This window comes from Streptomyces sp. NPDC050619, from assembly GCF_040654815.1.
Taxonomy (GTDB): Bacteria; Actinomycetota; Actinomycetes; order Streptomycetales; family Streptomycetaceae; genus Streptomyces.
The window spans coordinates 54,524-76,134 of sequence record NZ_JBFAIR010000035.1 but is presented as its reverse complement, the minus strand read 5'-3'; the positions used below and the strand labels follow the sequence as shown (position 1 = coordinate 76,134).

Genomic DNA, 21,611 nt, shown 5'->3' with positions numbered 1-21,611 from the left:
TCGCGCCGCGCCGGCCTTCACCTGCCTTTCGTGCCGTACGGCGGGTGTGCCGGGTTTACTTCGGGGACTTCAGACCGAGGTTGACGAAGTCGTACATGCCGCTGTAGCCGTCGGTCGTGTAGACGTTCGCCAGGTTGGTACCGCGCCAGTTGACGAACTTCTCGAAGACGAAGGGCAGGTAGTACGCGCCCTCCATGACCTTGTGGTTGATCTCCGTGGAGATCTTTTCCTTGCCCGCGTCGTCCAGCGTGGTGACGTAGTCCTCGAACAGGCCGTCGATCGCCTTGTCCTTGATCAGCGCGAAGTTGTTGTTGGCGCTCTCGAGGATGTACTTGCTGTCCCACAGCGGCAGACCGAAGCCCTGGACGGACGGGAAGTCCGGACCCCAGCCCATGATGATGATGCCGTAGCCCTTCTTCACCACGTTCGAGGGGCTGCCGATGATGCCCGAGGACTGCGAACCGTCGTACTGGTCGATGTCGACGGTGATGCCGACCTTCTTCAGCGACGCCTGGAGGGACTGGGCGGTGGCCACCTCGGCCGGCTTGTTGTTGCGGACCGCGATGGTGGTCTTGAAGCCGTTCGGCTGACCGCAGGCCTTCAGCGCTTCCTTGGCCTTGGCGACGTTGCCGTTCTTGTTGGCACCCGCGAGCTCGTACGGGTCGTACTTCTGGCCCTCGGCGCCCGGGATGGACGGCGGGAGCATGTTGGTGCCGATGTCACCACCGGCGACCGGGCCGCCGCGCGCGGTCTGGAGCGAGACGTGGTCGGCGCCGTAGATGACGGCCTTGCGGCACTCGATGTTGTCGAACGGCTTCACGCTCTGCGGGAAGACCGCGTACCGGACGTAGCCGGAGACCGGGTTGTCCAGGTTGGCCTTGTGCTGCTTCAGGGCGGTGGTGCGGCCCTGCGGCGACATGCCGGTCTGGTTGATGTCCAGGTCGATGTCACCGTTGATCAGGCGCGCGTCCAGGTCGTTGGCGTTCGAGAAGAACTTGACCGTGATCTTGTCCGGGTACGCCTTGCGGATCGGGTCCGAGGCCTGCTTCCACTCGGTGTTGCGAACGAGGGTCAGGTCCTTGCCCGGGTTGTACGACTCGAACTTGTACGGGCCGGAGGAGAACGGGTGCAGACCGTACTTGGACTTGGTGTCCTTGTCCTGGCGGACCGGGGAGGCCGAGGTCAGCGCCAGCATCTCCTCGAAGTCCGAGTTGGCCTGCGGCAGCTTGAAGACGATGGTCTTGTCGTCCGGCGTCTCGATGGCCTTCAGGCCCAGCTTGTCCTTGGAGGTGTCCTTGTACGGACCCTTGTACTCGCCCTTGGGGTCGAGGACGTCCTTCAGGTAGACCGGGCCGCCGGACAGCACGTCCTGCGCCCAGACGCGCTCGATGCCGTACTTGACGTCCTTGGAGGTGACCGGCTTGCCGTCCTCCCACGTCGCACCGTCACGCAGGGTGTACGTGTAGGTCTTGCCGTCGTCGGTGACCTTGCCGAGGCCGGTGGCGAGGTCCGGGGTCACCTCGGCGCCGGGCGCGCCCGGCTCCGTCTTGTTCGTGACGAGCTGGCGGCTGTAGTAGCGCGAGAAGTTCCACATGAAGCCGTAGTAGCCGCGCGTGGTGTCCCACGAGTCGGCGTCCTGGGCGCCACCGAACTTCAGCGTGCCACCCTTCTTGGCCAGCGAGGCCTGGGCGACCTTGTTGTTCGCGGCGTCGAAGCCGGCGGCGCCGTTCTTCGAACCCTCGTTGTCGCTGTCACCGCCGCCGCACGCCGCCGTGGTCAGCAGCGCGGCGACCGCGGCGACAGCGGCCCATGCCTGCTTTCGCCGCCCTGAGGTGCGTTGGGTAGTCACGATCTCGGATCCTCCGGATTTGATGAGAGACCCCGTGTAGATGGCACGGGCTTTTTGTACGGCAGTTCAGCGGGCGCCCTTCGGGTCCAGCGCGTCACGCACGCCGTCGCCGAAGAGGTTGAAGGCAAGGACGGTGATGAAGATCGCTACACCGGGGACCACCATGAACATCGGGTCCGAGTCGTAGTAGTCGATCGCCGTCGAAAGCATCTGCCCCCAGGAGGACGTGGGCGGCTTGACGCCCACGCCCAGGAAGCTGAGCGCCGCCTCGGTGAGGATGTTGGTGGGGATCATCATCGTCGTGTACACGATGATCGGCGCGACCAGGTTGGGCAGCAGCTCCTTGAACAGGATGTACAGCCGCCCGGCGCCCAGCGATCGGGCCGCCTCGACGTACTCCCGCTCGCGCAGCGAGAGCGTCTGGCCGCGCACCACGCGTCCGATGTAGGGCCAGCCGAAGAAGCCGATGACCAGGATCATCACGAACACGCGCACGCCGGTGCCGGTCAGCCCCAGCAGTTCGTTCGGCATGACGGAGACGAGGGCGATGATGAACAGCAGCTGCGGGAAGGCCAGCAGACCGTCCATCACCCGGCTGATGGCGGAGTCGACCCAGCCGCCGAAGAAGCCGGCCAGGATGCCCAGGACGGTTCCGAGGACGACGGCGACGATCGCGGACAGGAAGCCGACCAGCAGGGAGATCCGGGCGCCGTAGAGGATGCGGGCGAAGATGTCCCGGCCGTTGACCGGCTCGACGCCCAGCAGGTGATCGCCGCTGATGCCGCCCAGGGACCCGGTGGGCGTGCCGAACAGCGGGTCGATCAGGTTCTCGTGGTACGCGTCCGGGTCCTGTCCGACCAGATTGGTGATCACGGGAGCGAGCAGCGCGATCACGATCAGGAGAAGCACGACGACGCCACCGGTCAGGGCGAGTTTGTCCCGTTTCAGGCGCTCCCAGGCGATCCGGCCCAGGGAACGACCCTGTACGGCCTTGGCATCGGCGCTGCCTACCGCCGCTTCTTCGGCCGCACTCGGGGCCGCTTCCGCGGTCGGCTCGTGCAATGGTGCCGTCATCTGGCAGGGACCCCTCTCAACCGGCGGTAGCCGGCCCGCACTTGCCGCGGTAGCGGCGTCATCAGTCCGTCGAACACAGGGGAGAACACCCCTGGAGCCGGAGTCTTCAACGCTTTGGCGATCTGTTGCCAGACTTGGCGGGGAAAGGATGCATAAACGTGATGCAGGTAAGGGGATTCCGTTATCCGAACAGCGGGTAACGGGGGGCGGACACGGGTCAGTTGGGGTTAAAAGGGACAAGAGCGGGCTATCCGCCCCGATCTACGCGCGAAGAAGAACCGGAGAAGCAGGGGGCCGCCGTCGGCGGCTCAGCATCCGGTCCTCCCGGAACGTGAGAGTCCGGTCAGAATCCGCCGTGCGCCGGCGGGTACCCGTAGCCGGCCGCGGGGGCCTGCGCCGGAGCCGGGGCGGCGTGCGCCTCGCGGTCGTAGAACGGGCGGGCCCTGGCCCGCATCCACAGCGCGACGGGGTCGTACTCGTCGGACATCGCCACGGTCGACACCGGAAGCCCGTCCGGGACCATGCCGATGGACTGCTGCATCATCGCCCGCACCGAGTCGACGGCCGGCGGGCTGGTGTCGTACACGTCGAGGCCGATGGCCAGATACGGCGCCCCGAGCGCGGGCTGCACCCAGGCGCGGCGCAGCGCGCGAACGGCCGGGGTACGGTGGGCGTTCTGCGCGAGCAGGGCGTAGAACTGCGGGATCTCGATACCGGGCTCGGACAGCCTGAGCGGCCCGGCGGGCTGGCGCTCCAGGCCGGTGGCGATGCGGCGCAGATCGAGCCAGGGGACGCCGACGCCGCCGCCGGGGGCGTGCGGGTTCAGCCAGAGGCCGTAGTGGTCGGGGTAGAGCGTGCGGGCGACGTCGACTCCGTCGACCACCTCGTACGAGCGGTTCCAGCCGCTGGCGGAGAGTTCCTGGGCGGAGGTGACGCACGGGGCGTAGCCGTAGCCGTCCACTTCCATGTTTCCGTACTGCGCGTCCGGGGAGCCTGCCTGGCCATGCCACAGGAGCATCCAGACCTGGCCGGAGGAGGGGGTCGCGAGGGCGCGCAGAAGTGCCTCGTAGGCGTCGTAGCGCCCAGGCGTCACTTGGCGCAGCATGTGCTCGACCTGTCCGGCCGCGATGCCGCTGGCGCTCACCTGTACCGCCCCTTCTGGAAGTTTCCCCGGATATGAAACCAGCTTAGGCGCTCCGCTGGGTTGGGCCGGTTTGAGCTCGGGGCTTGCTGTGCGTCCTTGGCCGCGGGCCGTCGTGGGCTGGTCGCGCCGTTCCCCGCGCCCCTGGGGACGCTGCCCCTGGCGGAGTTCTCTAGTAATCCCTCGTGTAGAAGGGCCGGACCCCTTCGCGCATCCAGTCGCCCACCGGGTCCTGGGCTACGTCGAGCAGGACCAGGTTGACCGGCCACTGGATGGGGGTGCTGGTGAGGGCTCGGGTGAGGGCTGCCATGGGGAGGGCGCGGATGTCGCCCTCCCACTGGGAGAGTTCGACGCCTATGAACATGACCGGGTCGGCCGTTTCGATGGCGGCGAGGCAGCGGCGGGCCGTGAGGACGACGCCTGTCTCGGCGAACTCGGCCGAGGCCGCGGCCAGGAAGTCCATCGGGTCCTCCTGCCAGTCGGGCTCGTAGAGCTTGACCCGGCCGCCGCTGGTGAGTCCGTCCAGCGGGGTCCGGCCGACCCGGCACAACTCGGCGACGGCCGCGGGCGGCAGCGGGATGCCGACCACGCCCTCCGGGTTCACGGCGATGCCCACCTGGGGCGGCAGGCCGCGGGCGAACTCCAGGGCGGGTGCGATCGTGTACGCCATGTGCGCGCCGGCGACCTGGCGGAACTGTTCCTCGGAGCTGAACACCGGCACATAGGCCTGGCCCTCGAGCTCCAGCGTGGGCAGGTCGAGAGGGCCGCTGTGCGGGCCGCCGCCGTTGGGCAGGGGCACCCAGACGAAGCTGCGGCCGAGCACCTCGATGATCCGCCCGCCGGCCGAGGGGACGCCGAGGGAGGCGGAGAGCACCTCCTCCAGCTCGTTGCCGGGCCATCCGCCGTGCGGGTGGGGGTGCGCCTGCGCCGGGAACCCCGAGAAGTCCGCGGGGAGATCCGCCGGGAAGTCCATCTGTTGCCTACCGCCTGCCGAGAACCGCTTGCTGTGGCTGAAAAGGCTATCGGGTGCCTGGGCCTACGGGTCAGCCCGTGAAACCGATCCGGCGCAACACGTTCGCCGCGTCCCGGTCGATCAGCACCGCCGAGCCGCAGCCCTGGGGCAGCTCGCCCTCCTCCACGGAGCGGATCAGCCGGGCGGCCGCGCCCCGGTGCCGCAGGAACGCGTACCGCGAGACGCCGCGCCCGCGCTCGCGCTGGCCGGCCAGCGCCGTGTCCGGGGCGACGTCGAGCAGCAGCAGATGCAGCGTGCCGCCCCGGCGGCGGGCCTCGCGGGCCAGCCAGCCGCGCACCCAGGCCTGCGTACCGCAGTCGTGCACGACGACCCCCTCGCCGGAGCGCAGGGCGCGGCGCAGCCCGGCGTAGTGGGCGAGGCGGACCAGCGGGCGGTAGACGCCGTACGGCAGGAAGCGGGCCAGCCGGGTGTCCCAACGGTCGCGGGCGTCCTGCGAGTCGATGCGCAGGCCCTTGACGGTGCGCCGCATCAGCGTGGACTTGCCGCTGCCGGGCAGACCGGTGATCACGACGAGGTCCTTGGGGCCGAAGAGCAGTGCGTGCGGGCTGTGGCCGTCGCGCTCGCGAAGGTCGCGGACGACGGGTGCGGTGAGCGGGCCGCAGGCCTCCCTGGCCGGGGCCGTCGGCTGTCCGGGCAGCGCCGCCAGTGCCGAGGTGGTCGCGTACGCCGTGGTCCTGTTCACCGTGATCGTCCTCCCCTGGGGATGGGTCACGAGATCCCCTCCCCGTCGAGTGTAAAGAGAAGGTAATGCGCGGTGCCTCGCGTTTTCGTATGCGTCCTGCCACAAGCCGGTTACAAGATGCGGCCTGCCGCGTCCGACCGATGCGTGCGATGATGTGCCCGCCAACTGCATACCGGCCGTTTGAATCCGCGCGGGAGAGTCCCCAGCAGTGCTTCGCTGGGGCGCCGAAGGAGCAAGTCCCTCCCTTGAATCTCTCAGGCACCGTTACCGCGCGGGCGAGGCACATCTGAAAAGCGGGCCCCTGCGACAGTGGCCCCACCCAAGGTGCAAGTCAGGACCACCGCTTGGCGGGGTCGTGACGAACCTCTCAGGTTCCGATGACAGATGGGGAGGAACGACCTCGCCGTCATGCCTTGGGAGACGACCGTCCGATGAGCAGTACAGCACCCCCCGACAAGCGTCGTACCGCACTCGATGCTCTGCATCGCGCGCTCGGCGCGACGATGACCGACTTCGCCGGCTGGGACATGCCCCTGCGCTACGGCTCAGAGCGCGACGAGCACAACGCCGTGCGGACCAAGGCCGGGCTCTTCGACCTCTCGCACATGGGCGAGATCACCGTGACCGGGCCGGAAGCGGCCGTCCTTTTGAACTTCGCGCTCGTGGGCAACATCGCCTCCGTCGGCGTCGGCCGCGCCCGCTACACCATGATCTGCCGCGAAGACGGCGGCATCCTCGACGACCTGATCGTCTACCGGCTGGCCGACACCGGGGCCGGGTCTTCTCACTACATGGTCGTCGCCAACGCCTCCAACGCCCAGGTGGTGCTGGACGCGCTCGTGGAGCGTTCGTCCGGCTTCGACGCCGAGGTGCGTGACGACCGGGACGCGTACGCGCTGATCGCCGTGCAGGGTCCGGAGTCCCCTGGCGTGCTGAAGTCCCTCACCGACGCCGACCTCGACGGCCTGAAGTACTACGCCGGCCTGCCCGGCACGGTCGCCGGCGTCCCGGCCCTGATCGCGCGCACCGGCTACACCGGTGAGGACGGCTTCGAGCTGTTCGTGAAGCCGGAGCACGCCGTCGAGCTCTGGCAGGCCCTGACCGAGGCCGGCAAGGGCGTCGGCCTGGTGCCCTGCGGGCTGTCCTGCCGGGACACGCTGCGCCTGGAGGCGGGCATGCCGCTGTACGGGCACGAGCTCTCGACCTCGCTGACCCCCTTCGACGCCGGCCTCGGCCGGGTCGTGAAGTTCGAGAAGGAGGGCGACTTCGTGGGGCGCGAGGCGCTCGCCGAGGCCGCCGCCCGCGCCGAGACGAACCCCCCGCGCGTCCTCGTCGGCCTGATCGCCGAGGGCCGCCGGGTCCCGCGCGCCGGGTACGCGGTCGTCGCCGGCGGCGAGGTGATCGGCGAGGTCACCTCCGGGGCCCCCTCCCCCACGCTGGGCAGGCCGATCGCGATGGCGTACGTCGACGCGGCGCACGCGGCCCCGGGCACGCCCGGTGTCGGCGTGGACATCCGGGGCAGTCACGAGCCGTACGAGGTCGTGGCGCTGCCGTTCTACAAGCGCCAGAAGTAGCGACTTGAGCGCTCCCTACGCGTGACCCCGCGCACCTTTCCGCTGCTCACGCACGTTCCAGCAGTCCCCCATTCATCAGCACTCCCTCGCGTACAGGAGAATTCAGGCCATGAGCAACCCCCAGCAGCTGCGCTACAGCAAGGAGCACGAGTGGCGGTCGGCCGCCGAGGACGGCGTGTCGACGGTCGGCATCACGGAGCACGCGGCCAACGCGCTCGGCGATGTCGTGTTCGTCCAGCTCCCGGAGGTCGGTGCCACGGTGGCCGCGGGCGAGACCTGCGGCGAGCTGGAGTCGACCAAGTCGGTCAGCGACCTGTACGCCCCGGTGTCCGGTGAGGTCACCGAGGTCAACGAGGACGTGGTGAACGACCCGTCGCTGGTGAACTCCGCGCCCTTCGAGGGCGGCTGGCTGTTCAAGGTCCGCGTCACGGACGAGCCGGCCGACCTGCTCTCCGCCAACGAGTACACCGCCTTTTCCGCCGGCTGAGGAGTCGTACACCTGATGTCCGTTCTGAACACGCCCCTGCACGAGCTCGACCCGGAGATCGCCGCCGCGGTCGACGCCGAGGTGAGCCGCCAGCAGTCCACCCTCGAGATGATCGCCTCCGAGAACTTCGCGCCTCTCGCGGTCATGGAGGCGCAGGGCTCGGTCCTCACCAACAAGTACGCCGAGGGCTACCCCGGCCGCCGCTACTACGGCGGCTGCGAGCACGTCGACGTCGCCGAGCAGATCGCGATCGACCGGGTCAAGGAGCTGTTCGGCGCCGAGTACGCCAATGTGCAGCCGCACTCGGGCGCCTCCGCCAACCAGGCCGCGCTGTTCGCGCTGGCCCAGCCCGGCGACACCATCCTCGGCCTGGACCTGGCGCACGGCGGCCACCTCACCCACGGGATGCGGCTGAACTTCTCGGGCAAGCAGTTCGCCGTGGTGCCCTACCACGTCGATGACAACGGCCTGGTGGACATGGCCGAGGTCGAGCGGCTCGCCAAGGAGCACCGGCCGAAGGTGATCATCGCGGGCTGGTCGGCGTACCCGAGGGAGCTGGACTTCGCGGAGTTCCGCCGGATCGCCGACGAGGTCGAGGCCTACCTGTGGGTGGACATGGCGCACTTCGCCGGTCTGGTCGCGGCGGGCCTGCACGCCAACCCGGTTCAGTACGCGGACGTCGTCACCTCCACCACCCACAAGACGCTGGGCGGCCCGCGCGGCGGCATCATCCTGGCCAGGAAGGCCTTCGCGAAGAAGCTCAACTCGTCCGTGTTCCCGGGCTTCCAGGGCGGTCCCCTGGAGCATGTGATCGCGGCGAAGGCGGTCTCCTTCAAGGTCGCGGCGAGCGAGGACTTCAAGGAGCGCCAGCGCCGTACGGTCGAGGGCGCGCGGATCCTCGCCGAGCGACTGACCGCGCCGGACGCCCGCGAGGCCGGGGTCAACGTCCTGTCCGGCGGCACGGACGTGCACCTGATCCTCGTCGACCTGCGCGAGTCCGCGCTGGACGGGCAGCAGGCCGAGGACCGTCTCCACGAGGTCGGCATCACGGTCAACCGCAACGCCGTCCCGAACGACCCGCGCCCGCCGATGGTGACGTCCGGCCTGCGGATCGGTACGCCGGCCCTGGCGACCCGCGGCTTCACAGCGGAGGACTTCACCGAGGTCGCGGATGTCATCGCCGAGGCGCTGAAGCCGTCCTACGACATGGAGTCGCTGAAGACCCGGGTCAAGGCGCTGGCCGACAAGCACCCGCTGTACCCCGGTCTGAACAAGTAGTTCCTTTTTGGGGGGCGTCGCGCACACTCGTACGTGGGCACGGCGCCCCGCCCCGTTCTGAGGAGTCACCGTGGCCATCTCGGTCTTCGACCTGTTCTCGATCGGCATCGGCCCGTCCAGCTCCCACACGGTCGGCCCGATGCGCGCGGCCCGCATGTTCGCCCGCCGGCTGCGCGGCGAAGCCCTGCTGGACTCGGTCGCGTCCATACGGACCGAGCTGTACGGCTCCCTCGGCGCGACCGGCCACGGCCACGGCACGCCCAAGGCGGTGCTGCTCGGCCTGGAGGGCGACTCGCCGCGCACGGTGGACGTGGAGGCGGCGGACGAACGGGTGGCCACGATCAAGGAGTCGGGCCGGCTGCGCCTGCTCGGCGAGCGCGAGCACGAGATCGCGTTCGACTTCGACGCGGACCTGGTCCTGCACCGCCGTAAGACCCTGCCGTACCACGCGAACGGCATGACCCTGTGGGCGTACGACGCGCAGGGGGCCGAACTGCTGGCGAAGACCTACTACTCGGTCGGCGGCGGCTTCGTCGTCGACGAGGACGCGGTGGGCGCGGACCGCATCAAACTGGACGACGCGGTCCTGAAGTACCCCTTCCGCACGGGCGACGAACTGCTGCGACTGACGCGGGAGACGGGCCTGTCGATCTCCGCGCTGATGCTGGAGAACGAGCGGGCCTGGCGCACCGAGGACGAGATCCGCGCGGGGCTGCTGGAGATCTGGCGGGTGATGCGGGCGTGCGTGTCGCGCGGCATGTCCCGCGAGGGCATCCTGCCGGGCGGCCTGAAGGTCCGCCGCAGGGCGGCCATGTCGGCGCGTCAGCTCCGGGCGGAGGGCGACCCGTTGGCGCACGCGATGGAGTGGATCACGCTCTACGCGATGGCGGTGAACGAGGAGAACGCGGCGGGCGGCCGCGTGGTGACGGCCCCGACGAACGGGGCGGCGGGCATCATCCCGGCGGTGCTGCACTACTACATCAACTTCGTGCCGGGGGCGGATGAGGAGGGGGTGGTGCGGTTCCTGTTGGCGGCCGGAGCGATCGGCATGCTCTTCAAGGAGAACGCGTCCATCTCCGGCGCCGAGGTCGGCTGCCAGGGCGAGGTCGGCTCCGCCTGCTCGATGGCGGCGGGTGCGCTGGCTGAGGTGCTCGGCGGATCCCCGGAACAGGTCGAGAACGCCGCCGAGATCGGCATGGAGCACAACCTCGGCCTGACCTGCGACCCGGTCGGCGGCCTCGTCCAGATCCCGTGCATCGAGCGCAACGGCATGGCCGCGGTGAAGGCGGTCACCGCCGCGCGGATGGCGATGCGCGGCGACGGCTCGCACAAGGTGTCCCTGGACAAGGTCATCAAGACGATGAAGGAGACCGGGGCGGACATGAGCGTGAAGTACAAGGAGACGGCTCGGGGCGGGCTGGCGGTCAACATCATCGAGTGCTGAACCAAGCATTCGGCTACTCCCGGAAATCAACCCCTCACGTTGGGCTACTCTCTGTGCGGTGACTGGCTTGCAAGCCGCGCTGTGGGGGCTGCTGGGAAGCGGCGTCGCCGAAGCGCTGAACCTCTCCGCGTCCATGCGTCCGACCGGACCGCGCCGCCGCTGGCGCTGGCCCTGGAGCAATCGTGCGGACCGCCCCGTGATACTCGTGGCCATCACACTGCGGTTGTTCGCGGGTTTCGGTCTCACCGCGGCGCTGGGATCCTCCGGTCAACTGCCCAACGCGACCGCGGCACTCGCCGCCGGGCTGGCCACCCCGCTCATCGTGGCCAAGTTCTTCCAGTCCGTACCCGTCGCCGATCCCGGCCCCCGGCAGCCCGTCGAGCCTTCCGTGCCGACCGCCCGGCAAGCGGCCGAGGCTTCCGAAGGAACCTTCACGGAGAGCGGGGGGTCCCATGTCGCGCGCTGACAGCCGCCTCGGTCGCCTGGTCCTCGCACTCGCCGCACTGCCACCCGATCCGGCCCCGCCCCGGGCACACCCGGAGCGCTTCGTCACTCGGTTCGTGGCAGCGCTGGCCGCCGAGCCGCCGCCCGCGCGGCCGGGGCGCCCGGCGGACCCGCCTCGTCGCCGCGCGGCGGAGAGAGCCGGATGGATGATGCCCGCGCTCCTGACGGCCTGCGCCGTCGTGGTGACCTGCCTGGCGGCAACCGCCACAACGAGCCTGTTCCCCACGCCGTGGCAGCATGCCGCGCCGGAACCGGGGGCCTCACGGGCTCGGGAACACGCGGCCCCGTCGGCTCCGGAGCGATGGCGCCCGATCGCCAACGGAAGGCTCGGCCCCGAGGGACACGCCCAGGCGGTGGCGTTCTCTCCGACGGACGGCCGGACGCTGGTGAGCGTCACTGGCGAGGCGATGGAGACATGGGACCTCGGGGACCCCGAGCACCCGGAACGGATCGTCCTGGAATCATCGGGCAGGGACCGCGTCTCGGCCCTCGGTATCAGCCCGGACGGCCGGACGCTCGTCACGGCGGGTGCGGAGGGAGTGATCGGGCAGAGGATCGACACCGGCAGACTCCGGTGGCTCGTACGGAGTGATGCCGCCGAAGATGTGAAGGCCCTCATGGTCGGCCGACAGAGCCTGAGACTGGCCGTTTCCGGCTCGACCAGCTCCACGGAGGTGCGGGCCGCCTCTCTCGATGACGAGGGCCCGGCCTCCCTCAAGACCGAAAGCCGTCTCGATCTCGCCGCCCAGTCCGCGCAGTTCTCGTCCGACGGACAAACTCTGGCCATCGCCTCGCCCGACGGCGAGGTGCACCTGTGGGACGTCTCGGATCCGGGCCACCCGCGGAGCAAGGGCAAACCGTTCGACGCCGGTGGCCGGCCGACCACGGCCCTCGCCTTCAGCCCGGACGGCCGGCTGCTGGCAGCGGTGGAGCGAGAGCGGACGGTTCGGCTGTGGGACGTGACCGACACGGCGAAGCCGAGATACCTCGGACGCCCCGTCACTGACCGGAACGCACGCATCACCGCCGTGGCTTTCAGCTCCGACACCCGGCTGCTGGCCACCGTGGGCGCCGGCCAAAGGGCGACGCTGTGGTGGCGTTAGCGGCCGTCGCCGCCGAGCGGAACCGCTCCGACGCCGTGGTGACCGGCCCAGGTTGACGTTTCCACGTCACGCGTGGATCACCCGTGCCATGGTGGGAGACCCATCAGCAACCAACTCCTGTTCCCCCACAGGCACTTCAGGGAGCTCTCATGCTGCGCGGCATAGACGTAAGCGCGTACCAGTCCTCCTCCTACGACACGGACGGCCTCTCCTTCGTCTTCATCAAGTCGACGGAGGGCCGTTCGTACGTCAACCCGGAACTCGCCGCCCAGACGAAGACGGCCCGCGAGGCCGGTCTCGTCGTCGGCTACTACCACTTCCTGTGGCCGGGCAACCTCACGGCCCAGGCCGAGTACTTCGTCGGCAAGACCCCCGAGAAGGCGGGCGACATCCTCGCCGTCGACTGGGAGACGACGGGCGAGGGCACGCATGCGAGCAACGCGGAGAAGGACAGCTTCATCCGGAAGGTGAAGGCGTTACGGCCGGACAACAGGGTCGTCCTGTACTGCAACCGCGACTTCTGGTTGAACGTCGACACGACCTCCTACGCGGGAGACGGCCTCTGGATCGCCGACTACGTCACGGCCGGCGAGCCCCGTATCAAGGCGAAGTGGCGCTTCCACCAGTACACCAGCGACCCGCACGACAAGAACGTCGCGGACTTCGCCGGCAAGGCCGCGCTGCGCGAGTGGGCCGAGGACGCCTGAGATCGCTACTCCGCCCGCCGCCGCACCCCCGCCAGCAACCGCCGCATCCCCACCGTGTGAAAGCCCGTGCGGATGGCGAGGGCACGGTAGAGGGTGCCGCTCGCGCCGGGGAAGGCTGCCCGGGTTTCGGCGTGTACGCGGGTGTGGCCCTCGGGGGTGTCCTCCAGGCGGAGGGTCAGAGTGTAGGTCGAGAAGCGGTGGGAGCCCTCCAGGGTCAGTGAACGGTTCGGCGTCGCGGCGGTCACCCGGAAGCCGGGGAACACCGAGCCCTTGGTGAGGGGGCGGGGGCCGGAGGCGGTGCGGTCGGGGCAGCCGACCAGGCGTGCGTAGACGGTGGCGTGGGGGCTGGAGAAGGATGCCTCCACGACTTCGTTCAGGGCTCGCCAGACCGCCTCCGTCCCCGCCACCGTCTCCGTCGTGTGTTCATCGACATACGGCAGTTCAGCGATCCCCATCGAGGCTCCCCCTTGGATCTGGCACGCCCGCTGTTGAACAGCAACCGTAGGCACGGGGGAAGCTTCGCGTCACGGCTGGGAGCTCAGACGCGTACGACGATCCTGCCCGTGTGCCGGTTCGACTCCATCAGTCGGTGGGCGTCCTGGATGCGGTCGAGGCCGTCGAAGACCTCGGCGACGACGGAGCGGAAGCCGCCGAGCGGCACGGTTCGGGGCACCCCACAGGCTGGTCGGCCGCGCTCGCCGACTTAGCATGCCCCCTAGGACCCGCCCGACCCGAACGGATCCTCCAACTCCTTGCACAGGATCTCCGCGGCGGCCTCCGCGTCCCCCTCCGCGACGGCCCGGACGAGGGCCGCGTGCGCCTCGTCGGCGGTGTTGGGGTCGTGCGCGCGCAAGCCGGTCAGGGCCAGCAGGTCGACGAGGCCCTCGCGCAGGACCGGGGTGAACTCGGTGAACAGGTCGGCCAGTACGGGGTTGTGGGCGGCGGCGACCACGGCCGCGTGGAAGGTGACGTCGGCGGCGATGAAAGCCGCGTCGCCCCCGGCCGCCGCGGCCCGCCGTCCCTCCAGCGCGAGTTGCATCGCCGTGACGTCCTCGGGGGTGCGGCGGTGCGCGGCCAGCCGGGCCGCGTGGACCTCGACCGCCATCCGGACCTCGTACACATCGGCCACCGCGGCCCGGCGCAGCCGGGTGGGCCAGTCCTCGGCGGGCTCCGTGGCGATGACGAAGACGCCGGCGCCCTGCCGGGGCCGCACGAGCCCCGCGCCGGCGAGCGCGCGCAGCGCCTCGCGGACGGTGGAGCGGCCGACGCCGAGTTCCCTGGCGAGGGTGGTCTCGCCGGGCAGCCGGGTGCCGACGGGCCAGGTGCCACCGGTGATCTGCGCACGCAGGCGTTCGGCGGCCTGTTCGACCAGAGGGCTTGGGCGGACGGAACCGAGCGGCACGACCTTCACCAACTTGTCTGAGGAGCTGGGCTGTTCCACTTGTCTGAGGACCTGAGCAGTGGATAGCGTACCGGCATGACGCTGTGCGGTCTCCTTCTTCTCGGCTGCCGCGGCGGGGCCTGACGCGACCGGCACCCCGCCGCGGGACGCCGTGCTGCCGGTCGACCTCGCAACCGAGCCGAAGGCAGCGACCGCCGATGAACACCTTGAACGCCCGCTGGAACCCCCAGCAGCCGAGCCCCATGCCGTACCACCGCTACCGCCCCTTCGACGAGCGGGTGGACGTGCCCGCCACCGACCGGAGTTGGCCCTCCGCCCGTATCGAGCGCGCCCCTCTGTGGGTCCCCGTCGACCTGCGTGACGGCAATCAGGCGCTCGCCGAGCCGATGGACACCGCGCGCAAGCGCCGCTTCTACGACCAGCTGGTCGCGACCGGTTTCAAGGAGATCGAGGTCGGCTACCCGTCCGCGAGCCGCATGGACTTCGACTTCGTACGGCACCTGGTGACGGCCGGCGCCGTACCGGACGATGTCACGCCGGTGGTGTTCACCCCGGCCCGGCGGGACCTGATCGATCGGACCTTCGAGGCGATCGCGGGGCTGCCGAGGGCGGTGGTGCACCTGTACATCGCGACCTCGCCGGTCTGGCGGGACGTCGTCCTCGGCCGGGACCGGGGGGAGGTGTGGCGGACGGTGCGCGCGGCGGCCGAGCACATGGCGCGGCGGGCCGAGGGCACGGGCACGTCCGTGCGGTTCCAGTTCTCGCCGGAGACCTTCAACCTCACCGAACCGGACTTCGTCCTCGAACTGTGCGACGGGCTGACCGAGTTGTGGGACGCGAGCCCCGACCGTCCCGTCACGCACAACCTGCCCGCGACGGTCGAGATCGCGACACCGAACGTCTACGCCGACCAGATCGAGTACCTGCACCGCCACCTGGCCCGCCGCGACTCGGTGATCCTCTCCGTCCACCCCCACAACGACCGCGGCACGGGCGTCGCCTGCGCCGAACTCGCCGTCCTGGCCGGCGCCCAGCGCGTCGAGGGCTGCCTGTTCGGCAACGGTGAGCGCACCGGCAATGTCGACCTGGTGACCCTCGCGCTCAATCTGTACGCCCAAGGCGTCGACCCCATGCTCGACTTCGGCGACATCGACGCGGTGAGGGAGACGGTGGAGCACTGCAACCGCCTGCCGGTGCACCCCCGCCACCCCTACGCCGGCGAGCTCGTCCACACGGCCTTCTCCGGCACCCACCAGGACGCGATCAGCAAGGGGCTGGCTCATCACGCCCGCCGGGCGGCGGAGTCGGGGGTGCCGGAGGGACAGGCGCCGTGGTCGGTGCCGTACCTGCCGATCGACCCGGCCGACGTGGGGCGTTCGTACGAGGCGATCATCCGCGTCAACTCCCAGTCGGGGAAGGGCGGAGCGGCGTATCTGCTGCGCACGCGGCACGGCGTCGACCTGCCGCCGCGCATGCGGCCGGACTTCTCCCGGGTGGTCCAGCGGGCCACGGACGACAGCGGCCGGGAGATGACGGCGAAGGAGCTGTACGAGTTGTTCCGGTCGACGTACGTGATAGATGACGGCGAGGTGACCCTGGACGCCTGGTCCGTCCACGAGGACACCTCCGGCCGTCACCGCTTCGTCTGCACACTGCGCACCGGCGACCGCACCGGCGACTTCGAGGGCACGGGAACCGGCCCGGTCTCCGCGTTCGTCGACGCCCTGACCGGGGCCGGACACGCCGTGGAGATCCTCGACTTCGCCGAGCACACGGACGCCGGCGGTGAGACCACGGCGTACACCGAGTGCCGCGTCGCCGGCACCGCACGCTGGGGCGCCGGCCAGGACACGTCGGCCGTCTCGGCCTCCGTGCAGGCGGTGCTGTCCGCGCTGAACGGGGCGATGCGGTGACTCAGGCACCACGGGCGCAGGTCCTGCGCGCCGAGGACGTGCACGTCGTACGGGACGGCCGGCCGATCCTCCAGGAGGTCTCCCTGACCGTGCGGGCCGGCGAGCACTGGGCGCTCCTCGGCGCCAACGGCGCGGGCAAGTCCACTCTGCTCAGCCTGCTCGGCGCCCTCGTCCACCCCACCCGGGGCACGGTGGAGGTCCTGGGCCGCCGACTGGGCCGGGTCGACCTGCGGGAGCTGCGCTCGTACGTCGGTCACGTCGATCCCCGCCATCCGCTCACCGCACCGCTGCGGGCCCGGGAGGTCGTCCTGACCGGACTCACCAACTCCGTCGCCCCGCTCCCCCGGTGGCGGCCGACGCCCGAACAGGAGGAAAGGGCCGACCGGCTCATCGACACCCTCGCCCTCGCGGACCACCGCGACGCGCGCTGGCCCACGCTCTCGCAGGGCCAGCGCGGCCGGACCCTGATCGCCCGCGCCCTCATGCCCGAGCCTCGGCTGCTCCTGCTGGACGAACCGGCGACCGGCCTCGACCTGCCGGGCCGGGAACAGCTGATCGAGGCACTGGACGAGCTGCGCCGCGAACACCCCGCCCTGGCGACGGTGCTGGTCACCCACCATCTGGAGGAGCTCCCGTCCGGCACCACCCACGCCGTACTCCTGCGCGACGGACGCGTTCTCGCCCAGGGCCCGACGGACCGGGTCCTCACCAGTGACCAGGTCGGCAAGTGCTTCGACGTGCCGCTGGTCCTGGAGCGGCATGACGGCCGCTGGAACGTACGCATCGCTCGCCGGGCATGAGCAAGGGCATGAGCAAGGGGGGCGACCCATGGGCGCCCCCCTCGTCATTCACGTCACTCACGTCACTTGTTCAGGTAAGCCCAGAACTCATCGAACGACAGCACCTTGTCCCCGTCCAGGTCGCGGGACTTGATGATGACCTCGGCGACCGACTCGGTGACGTTCCAGTCGCCCTCCTGGGCGAGGGCGGTCTTGAACTCGGCCGCGGTGATGAAGCCGTCGCCGTCCGTATCGATCCGCTCGAAATGCTTGCGTGCCTCGTCGATGTCCGCCACCGATCCGCCCCTTCGTCGTGCATGACTGCCAGATGTCGCAGGTCAGATTATCCGGCCATCCCCGCACGCAGCGCGGCGACCACCCAGGCGAACTCCTCGCGGTGCGCGCGCGGGGTTCCCTGGCCCTTCACGGCGGTCAGCAACTCGCGGTAACGGGCGAGCCGGTCGTTGGAAGTCGACTCCATGCGTTCGAGTACGGCGGCCCGGTCGGCGTCGCCCAGCAGTTCTCGAAGCATCTCCTCGGCCTCGGGCGTCCCGGGGGCGATCCCCCGTTCGCGGGCCTGCGCTCCCAACTGGACCAGGCGCATGGGGAACCACATGGACCGTCCGGCAACGGTGTCGTTCCCGCGGTCGGCCGCGTTGAACTCGGCCACTTTCCGCATCTGCGCCCGGAACTCCGGGTCCTGGATCAGCTCCGCCAGCTCGACCCAGGCGTCCACCTGCTCGGGCGTCGGCTCCTGCGGCAGGTCCACGGCGATGGAACGCATCCGCTCCCGGATCGCCGGATCGACGGTGTCGAGTCCGTGGAACATCTCGTCCACGAACTCCTCCATGATCCGCTTCCGTTCGGCCGCCGACAGCCGTGCCAGTTTGTTCATCAACGTCATCTCCTCTGCGGTCGAACCGCGTCGCGCCACGGTCGACAGCACCGCACGGGTCACCTTCAGCGACCGGATCTGCGCGTCGAGCGCCGCCACGTGCGCGGCCGCGACCCGCGCGACCGTGGTCTCCCCGGCCAGCACCTTGCGTACGTCGTCCAGGCCGAGGCCGAGTTCGCGCAGGGTGCGGATCAGTTCCAGGCGGGCGACGGACGCGGCGTCGTACAGCCGGTAACCGCCGGCCGACCGGGTCACCGGGGGCAGGGCGCCCTCGTCGGACCAGTAGCGGATGGTGCGCACGGTCAGTCCGGTCGCGCGGGCCAGCTCCCCGATGGTGAAAAGTCCGGTGCCGTCTTCGATCATGTCTGCGAGTGTGGGCCTTCCAGTGGGTGGAGACTCAAGGAGCACGGGAGCCCGGTCGTGGCGGAGACCTTGCGGGACATTCTCGACGCGGTGGCGCGGGGCGTCTTCCCGCCGGCGGACGGCCGTACGACGGTCGTGCCCCAGGCGTCCCACCGGGACGCGGGCGTCCTCGCCTTCACGGCGCACTCGGTCGTCTTCACGGACGAGGATCCGCGGTGGGTGTACGACACGCTGGACGCCGTGCCGTGCGACGCCCTCGCGGCGACGATGAACGCGCGGTTCCTGGCGGCCTTCATGGAGCGGACGGGGCGCATGGCCGAGACGATCGACGCGATGCTGCTCGGCTCACCTCTGCCGGGCGAGCCGCCGCTGGCGCTGAAGGAGATCGCGGACGCCGGGCATCCGCGGATCGAGTACGCGCGTGGCCGGCGGGACGACGTGCGCGCGTGGACGGCGGACGGCGGGGTGCTGGTGATCGGGCGCGGGATCGCCGGGCGGGCGGAGGTCTCCGTCGAGGTGGACGAAGGGGTACGGCACCGGGGACTGGGCCGGGCGCTGGTGACGGCGGCCCGGCATCTCGTCACGGAGCCGCTGTGGGCCCAGGTGGCGCCGGGGAACGCCCGCAGCATGCGGGCGTTCCAGGCGGGCGGCTACCGTCCCGTGGGCGCGGAGGCGCTGCTGCTCAGTGCCAGGGCGCGTAGTACGGGTTGCTCTCGCAGTCGCTCATGATCTCGGTCTTGGTCTTCTTGTCCACCGGGCAGACCCCGATGATGTACTGCCGGGCGATGCCGCCGGGGAAGGCGACCTCGACCTGGTCGGCCCACTTGTGGGTGTCGCCGATGGTCTTGTTGACGTCCACGCCGCCGGGGGCGTCGATGTAGTAGTTGTAGCCGGACTTCCACCACGTCTTGTACAGGTCGTGGTCGTAGGACGTGGACACGTACGGGGAGGGCTGGTTGACCAGGACGTACTTCTCGATGTCGTACTGGCCGTCGATGACGTTCTTCGGCTGGAAGCCCTCCTCGAAGACGATGTCCGGGCCGCGGCCGTCACTGCGGTAGAGCGTGCCGCAGGTGGTGCGCCAGACCGGCTCGGGGGTGATGCGCTCGACGTCGACGCGGCGGTCGGCGGCGGCCTTGACCGGGTCGTCGAACAGCGGACAGGCGGGGGCGGCGGCCTTCGTGGGGGCCGTCGTCAGGGCCGTCTCCGGCACGGTGGCGGCGGTCGTCGCGAGGACGGCCGCGAGGGACAGGACGGCGGCAGCGGCACGCCGCCGCAGGCGAGTTGTGATCATGGGAGCACCATCTCGGCTGTGCGGCGGCGGATCGCGGACCGTCACTCGTACGACGGCGTGTCAACTCACCTTGCTGTCAACGGAAGATGTCGCTGTCACCGGAAGATGCCCGTGTGACCCAGCGAGTACCGGCCCGGTTGCGGGTAGACCGCGAGGCCGTGCGGGCCGCTGCCGACGGGGATGCGGGCGAGCTGGATGCCGGTGCGGGTGTCGATGGCGTACACCTCGGAGTCGTAACGCCCCGACAGCCACAGGACCTTGCCGTCGGCCGAGACCCCGCCCATGTCGGGGCTGCCGCCGTCGGGCAGGCGCCACTTCTTGGTGAGCTTGTTCTGGGTGAAGTCGAAGACGGAGACGGTGCCTTCGCCCCGGTTGGAGACGTACATCTCGCGCGAGTCGCGGCCGACGTAGAGGCCGTGGGTGCCCTTGCCGGTGGGCAGCAGCTCGGGCTTGTCGAACGTGTCGCCGTCGAGGACCCACATGCCGTCGGCCTTCATGTCCGCGATGTAGAACCGCTTCCCGTCGGGCGAGACCTTCACGTCCTGCGGCATCGCGCCGTCGAACGGCAGCTTCTGCTGCCCGACGACCTTCATCTTCTCGGTGTCGACCTTGAGGAGTTCGCCGCTGAACTCGCAGGAGACGATGAAGTACTTGCCGTCGAGGGAGAAGTCGGCGTGGTTGACGCCGTAGCAGGTGACCGGTTCGGTCTTGAGCCGCTTCATGGTGTGCGGGTCGCGGAAGACGAGTTCGCGGTCGAGGGAGGCCATGACGACGGCGTACTTGCCGTTGGGCGTGAAGTAGAGGTTGTACGGGTCGTGCACCTCGACCTCCTTGCCCGCCTTGCCGGTCTTCGGGTCGATGGGGGTGAGGGTGTGGCCGCGGTTGTTGTTGACCCAGAGCGTCTTCAGGTCCCAGGAGGGCACGACGTGCTGGGGCTGGCGGCCGACCCGGATCGTCTCGATGACCTCGTACGTCTTCGGGTCGATCACGGAAACGGTGTCGGACTCGGTGTTGGGGACGTAGACCCGGGACGGGAAGTCCTTGACCACCGGGGAGAGCTTGTTCGGGCGGTCGGCCGCGTACACGTCCTCCGGGTCGAGGACGGGCGGCATGCCGGGCAGCCCCCGCACGGGCTTCTTCTTCGGCGGGGCGGGGAGCGCGGCCTCGGTGGCGAGGGACTCGGTGGCGCGGTCCTCGGTCTCGGTGCCGCAGGCGGCGAGCGCGAGCAGGGCCGCGCCGAGGATCAGGGTGCGCTTGAGGAGGGTGCGGTGCGTCATCGGCTGAGCAACTCCGTGGTGGTGACCGCGCGGAGGCCGCGGCGGTTCAGTTCTTCCAGTACGACGGGGAGCGCGGCGACCGTGTCCGGGTATCCGAAGTGCAGGCTCACCACGGATCCGTTGCGGATCTCGCCGAGGACCTTGCGGGTGACGGCGGGGGCGCCGGGCGAGGTGAAGTCGAGGGAGTCGACGTCGTAGGAGAGGACGTGCGGGTAGCCCGCGTCGTGGGCGAGGCGTTGCACGAGGGGGGAGGCGCGGGGGCCGCGGGAGGGGCGGAACCAGGTGCCGATCGAGCCGGTGAGGCGGGTCAGGCGCTCGGCGCAGCCGGCGATCTCCTCGCGCGCCTCGGCCTCGGGCAGCGCGTTGATGTCGAGGTGGTGGAGGGTGTGGTTGCCGAGGTCGTGGCCGCCGTCGAGGACGCGGCCGGCCAGCTCGGGGTGTTCGTCGAGCCAGGTGCCGACGGCCAGGACGGTGACGCGGGCGCCGTGTTGTTCGGCTTCGTCGAGAAGGGCCCGGGCGATGGCGGGGTCGCCCTGGCCGTGGAAGGTGAGCGCCACGCGGGGGTCGGTGCGCGGGCCGTGGGTGAGCTGGGCGGGGTGGCCGGGGAAGCGGCGGGGGGTGGAGGGCTGGGTGGTGGGGGCCGGGTGGGCGGCGGCTCCGGTGCGTGCGCAGTCGGTGGTGAGTGCGCCTGCGGCGACGAGGGCGGCGCCTGTGCGGAGTGCCGTCCGGCGGTCGGTGGGGGTCACCTGCCCCATTTAAGGAGAGTTGGGGTGGAAAGGTGATGATTCGTCCGAACGGCGGCCGGTTGCCGT

Annotated in this window: 22 protein-coding genes, 1 pseudogene and 1 riboswitch; of the genes and pseudogenes, 10 read left to right on the top strand and 13 right to left on the bottom strand. The window is 70.2% G+C overall.

The features are described 5' to 3' along the window. Positions 1-55: 55 nt before the first annotated feature. The 5 genes from AB0I77_RS40890 to AB0I77_RS40870 form a co-directional block, all read right to left on the bottom strand. Positions 56-1,849: an ABC transporter substrate-binding protein gene (locus AB0I77_RS40890; RefSeq protein WP_363287912.1), complete on the bottom strand. Its 1,794-nt coding sequence runs from the start codon at positions 1,847-1,849 to the stop codon at positions 56-58. Between the two features lie 66 nt (positions 1,850-1,915). Next, positions 1,916-2,923, bottom strand: a complete 1,008-nt coding sequence (locus AB0I77_RS40885; protein WP_363287911.1) for an ABC transporter permease — start codon at positions 2,921-2,923, stop codon at positions 1,916-1,918. A 343-nt stretch (positions 2,924-3,266) separates the two neighbouring features. Then, positions 3,267-4,067, bottom strand: a complete 801-nt coding sequence (locus tag AB0I77_RS40880) for an enhanced serine sensitivity protein SseB C-terminal domain-containing protein (protein ID WP_363287910.1) — start codon at positions 4,065-4,067, stop codon at positions 3,267-3,269. Between the two features lie 169 nt (positions 4,068-4,236). Continuing rightward, positions 4,237-5,037, bottom strand: a complete 801-nt coding sequence (locus AB0I77_RS40875; RefSeq protein WP_363287909.1) for an enhanced serine sensitivity protein SseB — start codon at positions 5,035-5,037, stop codon at positions 4,237-4,239. A gap of 70 nt (positions 5,038-5,107) precedes the next feature. Beyond that, complete coding sequence (locus AB0I77_RS40870) at positions 5,108-5,779, bottom strand: AAA family ATPase (protein WP_363287908.1); 672 nt, start codon at positions 5,777-5,779, stop codon at positions 5,108-5,110. A 181-nt stretch (positions 5,780-5,960) separates the two neighbouring features. After that, positions 5,961-6,059, top strand: a riboswitch (glycine riboswitch). 151 nt (positions 6,060-6,210) lie between these two features. Here AB0I77_RS40870 and gcvT point away from each other — a divergent pair. The 7 genes from gcvT (at position 6,211) to AB0I77_RS40835 (ending at position 12,876) form a co-directional block, all read left to right on the top strand. Beyond that, positions 6,211-7,353, top strand: coding sequence for a glycine cleavage system aminomethyltransferase GcvT (gene gcvT / locus AB0I77_RS40865; RefSeq protein WP_363287907.1), 1,143 nt, complete (start codon positions 6,211-6,213; stop codon positions 7,351-7,353). A 109-nt stretch (positions 7,354-7,462) separates the two neighbouring features. Next, positions 7,463-7,840: a glycine cleavage system protein GcvH gene (gene gcvH, locus AB0I77_RS40860; protein WP_363287906.1), complete on the top strand. Its 378-nt coding sequence runs from the start codon at positions 7,463-7,465 to the stop codon at positions 7,838-7,840. A gap of 15 nt (positions 7,841-7,855) precedes the next feature. Then, positions 7,856-9,118 (top strand): serine hydroxymethyltransferase, encoded by a 1,263-nt coding sequence (gene glyA / locus AB0I77_RS40855; protein ID WP_363287905.1) that lies wholly within the window; start codon positions 7,856-7,858, stop codon positions 9,116-9,118. 70 nt (positions 9,119-9,188) lie between these two features. After that, positions 9,189-10,562, top strand: coding sequence for an L-serine ammonia-lyase (locus AB0I77_RS40850; RefSeq protein WP_363287904.1), 1,374 nt, complete (start codon positions 9,189-9,191; stop codon positions 10,560-10,562). A 58-nt stretch (positions 10,563-10,620) separates the two neighbouring features. Continuing rightward, positions 10,621-11,028 (top strand): hypothetical protein, encoded by a 408-nt coding sequence (locus tag AB0I77_RS40845; RefSeq protein WP_363287903.1) that lies wholly within the window; start codon positions 10,621-10,623, stop codon positions 11,026-11,028. Next, positions 11,015-12,169, top strand: coding sequence for a WD40 repeat domain-containing protein (locus tag AB0I77_RS40840; RefSeq protein WP_363287902.1), 1,155 nt, complete (start codon positions 11,015-11,017; stop codon positions 12,167-12,169). Before AB0I77_RS40845 ends, AB0I77_RS40840 begins: the two co-directional genes overlap by 14 nt. A gap of 149 nt (positions 12,170-12,318) precedes the next feature. Continuing rightward, positions 12,319-12,876: a GH25 family lysozyme gene (locus tag AB0I77_RS40835; protein ID WP_363287901.1), complete on the top strand. Its 558-nt coding sequence runs from the start codon at positions 12,319-12,321 to the stop codon at positions 12,874-12,876. A 5-nt stretch (positions 12,877-12,881) separates the two neighbouring features. Here AB0I77_RS40835 and AB0I77_RS40830 read toward each other — a convergent pair whose 3' ends face one another. The 3 genes and pseudogenes from AB0I77_RS40830 to AB0I77_RS40820 all read right to left on the bottom strand — a co-directional run bounded on the left by AB0I77_RS40830 (position 12,882) and on the right by AB0I77_RS40820 (position 14,278). Further along, the gene (locus AB0I77_RS40830; protein WP_363287900.1) at positions 12,882-13,331 is read right to left on the bottom strand and encodes a hypothetical protein; all 450 of its coding nucleotides are present in this window, start codon (positions 13,329-13,331) and stop codon (positions 12,882-12,884) included. Positions 13,332-13,414: 83 nt separating this feature from the next. Then, positions 13,415-13,519 (bottom strand): annotated as a pseudogene (locus tag AB0I77_RS40825) (zinc-binding dehydrogenase); the annotation flags it as partial. Between the two features lie 72 nt (positions 13,520-13,591). Beyond that, positions 13,592-14,278 (bottom strand): FCD domain-containing protein, encoded by a 687-nt coding sequence (locus tag AB0I77_RS40820; RefSeq protein WP_363287949.1) that lies wholly within the window; start codon positions 14,276-14,278, stop codon positions 13,592-13,594. A 197-nt stretch (positions 14,279-14,475) separates the two neighbouring features. On the opposite strand from AB0I77_RS40820, the gene AB0I77_RS40815 reads away from it, so the two are divergent. Both AB0I77_RS40815 and AB0I77_RS40810 read left to right on the top strand, forming a co-directional pair. Next, positions 14,476-16,191, top strand: coding sequence for a 2-isopropylmalate synthase (locus tag AB0I77_RS40815; RefSeq protein ID WP_363287899.1), 1,716 nt, complete (start codon positions 14,476-14,478; stop codon positions 16,189-16,191). Beyond that, positions 16,188-16,991: an ATP-binding cassette domain-containing protein gene (locus tag AB0I77_RS40810; protein ID WP_363287898.1), complete on the top strand. Its 804-nt coding sequence runs from the start codon at positions 16,188-16,190 to the stop codon at positions 16,989-16,991. Before AB0I77_RS40815 ends, AB0I77_RS40810 begins: the two co-directional genes overlap by 4 nt. A gap of 62 nt (positions 16,992-17,053) precedes the next feature. Here AB0I77_RS40810 and AB0I77_RS40805 read toward each other — a convergent pair whose 3' ends face one another. Both AB0I77_RS40805 and AB0I77_RS40800 read right to left on the bottom strand, forming a co-directional pair. After that, positions 17,054-17,266 carry an EF-hand domain-containing protein gene (locus tag AB0I77_RS40805; RefSeq protein WP_363287897.1) on the bottom strand — a complete coding sequence of 71 codons (213 nt, stop codon included), beginning with the start codon at positions 17,264-17,266 and terminating at the stop codon, positions 17,054-17,056. Between the two features lie 47 nt (positions 17,267-17,313). Then, a complete protein-coding gene (locus AB0I77_RS40800) occupies positions 17,314-18,228 on the bottom strand; it encodes a MerR family transcriptional regulator (protein WP_363287896.1) in 915 nt (304 codons plus the stop codon). Between the two features lie 57 nt (positions 18,229-18,285). Between AB0I77_RS40800 and AB0I77_RS40795 the strand changes: the two genes are divergently transcribed. Continuing rightward, complete coding sequence (locus tag AB0I77_RS40795; RefSeq protein WP_363287895.1) at positions 18,286-18,957, top strand: GNAT family N-acetyltransferase; 672 nt, start codon at positions 18,286-18,288, stop codon at positions 18,955-18,957. On the opposite strand, the gene AB0I77_RS40790 is transcribed toward AB0I77_RS40795, so the two are convergent. The 3 genes from AB0I77_RS40790 to AB0I77_RS40780 all read right to left on the bottom strand — a co-directional run bounded on the left by AB0I77_RS40790 (position 18,911) and on the right by AB0I77_RS40780 (position 21,554). After that, positions 18,911-19,522: an ADP-ribosyltransferase gene (locus AB0I77_RS40790; RefSeq protein WP_363287894.1), complete on the bottom strand. Its 612-nt coding sequence runs from the start codon at positions 19,520-19,522 to the stop codon at positions 18,911-18,913. The genes AB0I77_RS40795 and AB0I77_RS40790 overlap by 47 nt on opposite strands. A gap of 95 nt (positions 19,523-19,617) precedes the next feature. Further along, positions 19,618-20,799, bottom strand: a complete 1,182-nt coding sequence (locus AB0I77_RS40785; RefSeq protein WP_363287893.1) for a YncE family protein — start codon at positions 20,797-20,799, stop codon at positions 19,618-19,620. Then, the gene (locus AB0I77_RS40780) at positions 20,796-21,554 is read right to left on the bottom strand and encodes a polysaccharide deacetylase family protein (protein WP_363287892.1); all 759 of its coding nucleotides are present in this window, start codon (positions 21,552-21,554) and stop codon (positions 20,796-20,798) included. Before AB0I77_RS40780 ends, AB0I77_RS40785 begins: the two co-directional genes overlap by 4 nt. Between the last annotated feature and the right edge of the window lie 57 nt (positions 21,555-21,611).

Coding starts and splice junctions, on each gene's coding strand:
- glyA (WP_363287905.1), top strand. CDS start 7,856: ATGTCCGTTCTGAACACGCCCCTGCACGAGCTCGACCCGGAGATCGCC.
- AB0I77_RS40780 (WP_363287892.1), bottom strand. CDS start 21,554: ATGGGGCAGGTGACCCCCACCGACCGCCGGACGGCACTCCGCACAGGC.
- AB0I77_RS40790 (WP_363287894.1), bottom strand. CDS start 19,522: ATGATCACAACTCGCCTGCGGCGGCGTGCCGCTGCCGCCGTCCTGTCC.
- AB0I77_RS40835 (WP_363287901.1), top strand. CDS start 12,319: ATGCTGCGCGGCATAGACGTAAGCGCGTACCAGTCCTCCTCCTACGAC.
- AB0I77_RS40875 (WP_363287909.1), bottom strand. CDS start 5,037: ATGGACTTCCCGGCGGATCTCCCCGCGGACTTCTCGGGGTTCCCGGCG.
- AB0I77_RS40840 (WP_363287902.1), top strand. CDS start 11,015: ATGTCGCGCGCTGACAGCCGCCTCGGTCGCCTGGTCCTCGCACTCGCC.
- AB0I77_RS40815 (WP_363287899.1), top strand. CDS start 14,476: ATGAACACCTTGAACGCCCGCTGGAACCCCCAGCAGCCGAGCCCCATG.
- AB0I77_RS40885 (WP_363287911.1), bottom strand. CDS start 2,923: ATGACGGCACCATTGCACGAGCCGACCGCGGAAGCGGCCCCGAGTGCG.
- AB0I77_RS40785 (WP_363287893.1), bottom strand. CDS start 20,799: ATGACGCACCGCACCCTCCTCAAGCGCACCCTGATCCTCGGCGCGGCC.
- gcvT (WP_363287907.1), top strand. CDS start 6,211: ATGAGCAGTACAGCACCCCCCGACAAGCGTCGTACCGCACTCGATGCT.
- AB0I77_RS40800 (WP_363287896.1), bottom strand. CDS start 18,228: ATGATCGAAGACGGCACCGGACTTTTCACCATCGGGGAGCTGGCCCGC.
- gcvH (WP_363287906.1), top strand. CDS start 7,463: ATGAGCAACCCCCAGCAGCTGCGCTACAGCAAGGAGCACGAGTGGCGG.
- AB0I77_RS40830 (WP_363287900.1), bottom strand. CDS start 13,331: ATGGGGATCGCTGAACTGCCGTATGTCGATGAACACACGACGGAGACG.